The organism is Leptolyngbya sp. PL-A3 (genome assembly GCF_039962325.1).
GTDB lineage: Bacteria > Cyanobacteriota > Cyanobacteriia > Elainellales > Elainellaceae > Vacuolonema.
In genome coordinates this window covers 1-6,398 of record NZ_JAMPLB010000136.1, presented here as the reverse complement: position 1 = coordinate 6,398, position 6,398 = coordinate 1, and the positions used below count along the sequence as shown (strand labels likewise).

Annotated in this window: 4 protein-coding genes and 1 pseudogene; all 5 read right to left on the bottom strand. The window is 47.8% G+C overall.

Features of this window, described 5'->3' with window-relative positions:
- Window positions 1-398, bottom strand: a pseudogene (locus NDI52_RS34515) (IS21 family transposase); the annotation flags it as partial.
- A gap of 147 nt (window positions 399-545) precedes the next feature.
- The gene (locus NDI52_RS34510; RefSeq protein ID WP_348257172.1) at window positions 546-3,080 is read right to left on the bottom strand and encodes a fimbria/pilus outer membrane usher protein; all 2,535 of its coding nucleotides are present in this window, start codon (window positions 3,078-3,080) and stop codon (window positions 546-548) included.
- Between the two features lie 5 nt (window positions 3,081-3,085).
- Window positions 3,086-3,847: a fimbria/pilus periplasmic chaperone gene (locus NDI52_RS34505; protein WP_190769838.1), complete on the bottom strand. Its 762-nt coding sequence runs from the start codon at window positions 3,845-3,847 to the stop codon at window positions 3,086-3,088.
- 117 nt (window positions 3,848-3,964) lie between these two features.
- On the bottom strand, window positions 3,965-4,420 hold the full coding sequence (locus NDI52_RS34500) for a hypothetical protein (RefSeq protein WP_190769837.1): 456 nt from the start codon (window positions 4,418-4,420) through the stop codon (window positions 3,965-3,967).
- 351 nt (window positions 4,421-4,771) lie between these two features.
- Complete coding sequence (locus NDI52_RS34495) at window positions 4,772-5,281, bottom strand: hypothetical protein (protein WP_190769836.1); 510 nt, start codon at window positions 5,279-5,281, stop codon at window positions 4,772-4,774.
- Window positions 5,282-6,398: the final 1,117 nt, after the last annotated feature.

Below are 6,398 nucleotides of genomic sequence, written 5' to 3'. Positions count from 1 at the left end.
ATCATCCCTGGCTCATGGCGCAATTCGAACATCACATCCCGCGCTTCACCATGCAGGGCTTTCCATTCCTGCACTCGTCGTTGCAGGGTTCGCAGTACCTGAGGGTATTGTCCAGGATAGCGCTCTTGCAGATACTCGAATAGGGTCATGGGCGTTAGCCCTGGCTCCCGTTCTAGCATCGGTTTCAATTCGCTTTCCCAGACCTCGGCCAGGGGATCATGCCCCGTACGGCGAGGGCGCTCTTGCCCTCGCTTGGGCTGATGGGTGCCAGCCTCAATGCGTTGGCCAGTCCGTTCTGAAAATTCGGCAATGGTAGCTGAATCTACCTGAGTCAACCCCAGTTCTCGTGCATTCATGTACACTCGTATTTGAAAACTTTCAATTGTTTTGCCAGACATTGTTCGGGTCTCCACTTCGCATGCGGGACTTTTGAACAATGTCTTTTTTTGTCGTTGATTTTGTCTGATACCTAAGTGTCAATTGGCGATCTCACAGGTGGCCGTCAAATCCGCCTACTGCACTGTCGTCTCCTGACAAGAGCATTGTCACCTGACAGCTTCTGAACCTACACGAATGAGAGTACCGCTGCGGTAGGAGGGGAACAGCGTGTAGCTGTTAGGCCCCAGATCGCTACCCGCAGGAAGGCTAGGTGCATTTACCGATAGGCTTGTAAGGGCATAAGGCGAGATAGGAACAACAGCCGGCCCTAAGGCATCAGCCTGTGCCAGGGGACCGTTCAGGCTGGGATTAATCTCTACCACTTCATTTTGGGCAGTGCCTTGGCGGGCAAAAATAGCAAAGCTGTTATCGACTGGGCGAGACCATCCCCATACTCCATCGGCAAACACCAGAGCCGTGCCCCAGGTTAAGCGGGTAGCCTGGGTCGTTAGCGCAGAAGCTTCATAGGGAATGTCGATTTCATGATTGAGGGTGAGATCAGCACGATAACCCCGGTAGCGTATTTGGCTTAAAAGATTGATATCGCTAGCAGCAGCAGTAGCCGTAAACGCTGTACCTAAGCCTCCAAACGTGGTACGCGGATCGTAAGACCAATTCAACCGATTGATAACCCCCTCATTGTCTAACGTGGTGGAGGTATTGATAGATTGGCGCTGTTGGGTTAAGGACATGGACAGCCCCACAAACATGCGGGATTCAGTTTCTCCCTGAGCATTTTGTCCATAACTCGCAGAAGTATTCAGCATCATTCCTGAGCCCAATGGCTGAGAAATGCCCAAGGCGATGGAATAAGCATCGCTAGGCTGATCGCGTGTAAATTGATAGCGACCACTGATGGTCAGGTGTGTGTTATCAAAAATGGTTTGACTATAAGCTAGGGAGAGATCAAGTCCAGTGGTATTGTTAGGTTCCTCATCCTCAATAGTCATAAAGTTTGGCCCTCTGTATTCAGCCGACAAACGTAAACTGCGGTTGTTGCTGGAGGCTCCTTGAAATAACCAGTCATAGTAGAAACGGGCAGCCACATCTAGACCATAGTCTTGATCCAAGCTAAGGGCTGCATCCCAGCTAAAGTTGCCTATGGTCGTGGCCCAGGTGCCTTCAAGGCCTGCCATTTGAGTAGTAATGTCCCCCTGAAGGTATCCACCCAAAGTTAGGGTATCGGTTACACCTACCCGGTGGGAAAGTGTCAGGGTAGGCAGGTTCCAATCATATTCATCAGGAGCTACGCTAGGGCTGTCGCCTCGGGCAGGAATGCCTAAGCTGTAAGCAAACTGCTGCACTCCTGGGGCTAATAAATCTCCTGAAACCCCCGTGGCAAAGTCCAAACGTTCGACTCGGCCTAGGTCGTCAGTGATGACTAACTGTACTCCATTGATGCCAGCGTTGAGGGAAAGGTTACGAACGTCCTGTGACCCAGCCTCCAAACGCAAGGTTTGCAGCAATTGGCCGTTAAGAAACACCTCAACGCTGGAAGGTCGTTCTAAAAAAAACTCGAAGCGGCTAATAGGACGAGTTACCTGGTAAGGCTGGAGGGCAAAGTTGCGAACCATGGAAAAACCCAATACCGGAATACTAGTCTGATACCCTCGCACTGGCACGACAAAGTCCCCCAGTTGATAGCGGATGGAGGAATTGATATCGTCGTGTACCAGCCGTAGGGGACCACGTTGCCAAGCCGGTGAGTCTTCTTCCGTAAAGCTAAAGTTACCTTCCAACACCCACCTATTTAGATTGAGCGCACCCTCAAAATTAAGCAGTAGAGGCTGTCTGCCTGTATCGGCCGCATCTCCTGACCAAACCACTTCTTGGCTACCTTGAAAGTTGAGATAGCCGCTCACTCGGCTAGGTTGCAGTGCTTGCTCTAATGCAGGCGGAACTTCAACCCCATCAACGGATAGAACTGTTGTTGCTCGTAATGCAGGTGGAATTTCTGCTTGTAGTTCTAATCGGCTGCTATCAAAGTTAATAGCGATACCTACTTGACGAACATGTTGTAGATCGAGTGTGCCATCGGGCCGAATTACGGCTGCCAGTTGTTCCATCACATCTGCTCGCATGGCCTTTCGGACAGCGGATAGAAATTGGTCAGCAGCGATCAGCACCTCGCTCTGGTTACCCCCAGGCACGCTCACTAAAACCTGTCCTACTGTCTGTCCATCCAGTACCAGAGGAACAACGACCTGATGAGAGCTCAGATTTTGGTTCCCCCCAAACACCTGCTCAAAAATGTCGTGGGTGGACGGCGAGTTTGTGGGAACTACGGCGGGTAAAGGTGTTGTGTTGCTTGGTAGGGGCAGTGCTGTTGTTTCAGTAGATGGAAGGGAAGGGGGCGATTGTAGAGTGGTGACTGTTTGAGAACCTTGTACGCGGTTTTCTGACCCTGATGCTAGGAAGTTTATGGCGAATTTCCGGTCTGCGGAGGTTTCCTTATCAATAGAGCCTATGGAGGGAACAACAGACAATTGTGTTGATGCTCCTGGATGAAGTGAGGGAGCAGGAAAGAAAATAGGTGGTGGAATGATAACCTTTTGTACCACCTTAACCTCAGCTGTCACTGGCTTTAGGGGCGAGGCAAGTGGTACTATGGGCTGGCCCAGGAGGGCCATGGCAGCCAACATAACGATTAATCCTGCTGCCGGTAGTTAAAGGTAGCAGTGAGTGAACCTTGGGGCAAAGTTGTAGGCCAAGCCAGGGTGTAGCGTCGGCTATGCCCCGCTAAAACAGTTGTATCCGTAATACCTTCTAGCTGATCTGGAGCGAGAGTTACAGATTGACCCTGCGAGATCAGGGTAAGGCTTAAATCTTGCAGACGAGCACTAGCGCTGCCCGTGTTTGCAAAGGTAACTGCGATGGAAGATTGGCCCTGTGCATTGGTTAGGGGTGCTACAGATTCAATGTTCAGGGTAGCTTGCGCTCCATCTGGACGGACAAACAAAGAGCCAAGGTAGCGCAACAAGACTTGTATCTGCCCTTCAGCCTGTGGAGGTGGGGATTGATTGGGATCAATCAAGTTGATTGGCAGTTGTTCTGCCACTAGCCGAAATGGTAGCTCCTGAGCAGGGTTAGGCTCTCCTAACCAGCTGACTCGTACTACTTGAACAGCTCCTGGTTCCAAAATCATTTGCGTAGGATAAATCAAAAAGTTATCCTCGGCAGGCTGATAGGTTTCCTCTCCATCCAAATTCATCTGGCGTTCAACAACGCTGACTTCTATCGCAATGCGCTCACTTTCGTCATTTACAACTTCATAGGTGTGTGTAGCATTCGCTCCCATAGGAGCAAAGACTTGGGACATGGGCCGAAATTGAAAAGCCAATGCAGGGTTTGCCCGTGTCAAGACAAGAAAAAAGATACTGGTTAGCACCAGATGGAGAGAGCGTTTCATAGAACTGATTGTGAGATGAGCAGGTAAAAGCTATAGGATGTAGCAGGAATGCAACATCCGGGAAACAGTTTGAATTGCTACAAGAGCAAATGGTTGATGGCTGCTCGTTCTGAAAAGCTAGTTATCAACAACAGAAATCCTGATTGAGGCGCTGTAGGTACCAGGATCCTGTAGATGATCAGGGGTATAGCGTATATAAACGTCGCGGTTTTCAGAGCCATCTGTCTCAGTCACATAAGTGTACGTGTGACCAGAAGGAACGGTGAAGTCGCCATTGGATGGGACACCTGCGTCATTGCTTACCGTAGTTATTTGTAAATCAATGTCATTACCGTCAGATTTGGTGAGGCTGGCGGATGTGAGTGTTAGGGTAAATCCACGGCTGTTATGGGTGGCGATTGTAATGTCTGCCACTTTGACAATGTGGGTGCTGGCGTTACCTTCACCGTCAAGATCCAGGGACGTACTGACTGTTGTAGAAGTGGTTGATAGAGTAGGTACTCCGCTTGCCGGGAAAGCGATACTTGCTACAATTCCCAGGCAAATGCAGAGAAAGGGAAGTTTGTAGCGCATGGTGCGTTACTCCATGATGCATAGATAGAATCTCTGACAGGTAGGAAGATGGATTGGACAAAGGTTAAAGGCTTCTAAAAAGCTCCTGGCAATCAAGGCACTATCATTAGCAGAAGTTGCATCTATAGTTATCCGCCAATATTACCGTCGTTTCACAAAGCACTAAAAAGTATGTTCAACCATTGATCCAGAGGCTTCTGATGAAGCCTCTGGTGAGTTATCAGACGACAATTACTTTTGGACAAAACGACAACCTGGAATGAACGTTTGAACCCTTGTGGTGGGATCTAGCAGTTCTATGTATAGTTGACACGAAGGCAAGAAGTAATTGTCGTCAGATACCAAGTGAAATTAATTGTCAGCGATCGTGACGGTAATGCTGCTGGTGTAGGAGCCGGGGTCAAGTAATTGGGGGGCATCGTACTCGATGTAGAGGTCACGATCTGCCGCTCCATTTACAAAACCACCCACTCCAACCGGCACAGAAGCACTGGCTGTAGTTGACGTAAAGCTGGTAGCTGTTGGCTGAGCTGCTGCATCTCCGACAATCAGAACTTGGTAAGGCATGCTGTCACCATTGACTCCGCTCGTCAAGGGACCATTAGCAGTAGCTGTTACGGTGATACCTTGTTTATTGTTGGTTGTCAGTGCTAAATCTGCTACCTGTACTACTGTATCGGTTCCAGCAGTACCTGCACCATATAGGTTTAGGTTGGATGCATTGGAAGTGGCTGTAGAGGTCACAGTCGAGATACTTGCGACAGATCCACTGAGGTTAATGGTGTCAGCCATAGCGGGAGTAGCAAATACTGCTCCAACAGCAATCAACGTAGATGCAACAGCAAAACGACGTACTAACATTATGTTTCTCCTCGACAGAAAATAGAGTTGGATGAGGCAATACCTAGATAGAAAGCCTAGATATTGCTGATGAAGTAGGACGGATAAGCAGCTTCTGACTTGTTCGATTGAAAGTAAGGTTGCTGCTTGAAAATCTGTCTTTCCTATATACATAAAGTATCGGCATCAAAAAGATTAATAATCAATGAAAATACCTAATTTATTTTAATTGGCTTTTGCTGCGATCACTAATTACCGTTGTTAATAAACAAGCTTTCTATTGTCTTGGATTGGGTTGAAAATACATTATTAAGCTGTTATTTAACCTAGAGGAAATACTCAAAAATCGTAATGTGGCGGTTCTAATATAGTTTTTACTTACAGCATCTTCCAACCTAGTGAGGTACGAGGGAGGGATGTGGAACTAAGTCCCACATCCCTCCCTCGTACCTCACTAGTAAGCTGCGGCCTAAGTTCGCAAACTATGTTTTTGTGTAGGGTGCGAAGCACCCTACACAAAAACATAGGTGATGGATTTCCGCCGCAGCGTACTAGGTTGGAAAGGGGGATATCTCAATTTCGTGTAATGTTGATATTACTGATGATCTACGCTATTGAGCTTAGAAATTGATAGTAGAGTTGTCAGGAAATAAGAACTGATTGGATTAGGATGGCTTTTCAAGCCCATTCTGCTGAGTCACAACGAGGTGGGAGTTCCATAATCCTGCTGCCGTAACATGAAGTCGCCATCAGATTCCATTTCCGATTTTGGTAAATATGGCTTACCGCGTTATAAAGATTGACGCCTGCAAATGCATTCTTACAAACTACTCGCGTTTAGCTCGAACTCCTCTCTTCCTCCTGTGTTAGAGTTAACTCTCCATCTTATGATCAGAATTTGAAGCTATAGTCATTTCGAATAGAGCATCGTTTCTTTCTCTTCTGAGATTTGTTTTGTACTCTATTTGGGATGGCTACAGTGTTGATTCTGACTGTCTTCCTTCTTAAGGCAGATTTCTATTTACCCCTCTTTCATCACTCTAGGCAGAGTTTAGTAGGATACGGCGTAGCAAGAGGTCATGCACGATGGGACAGTAAAACTGCTGCATCTGGGCAATCAAGACTTCAAATCCCTCCA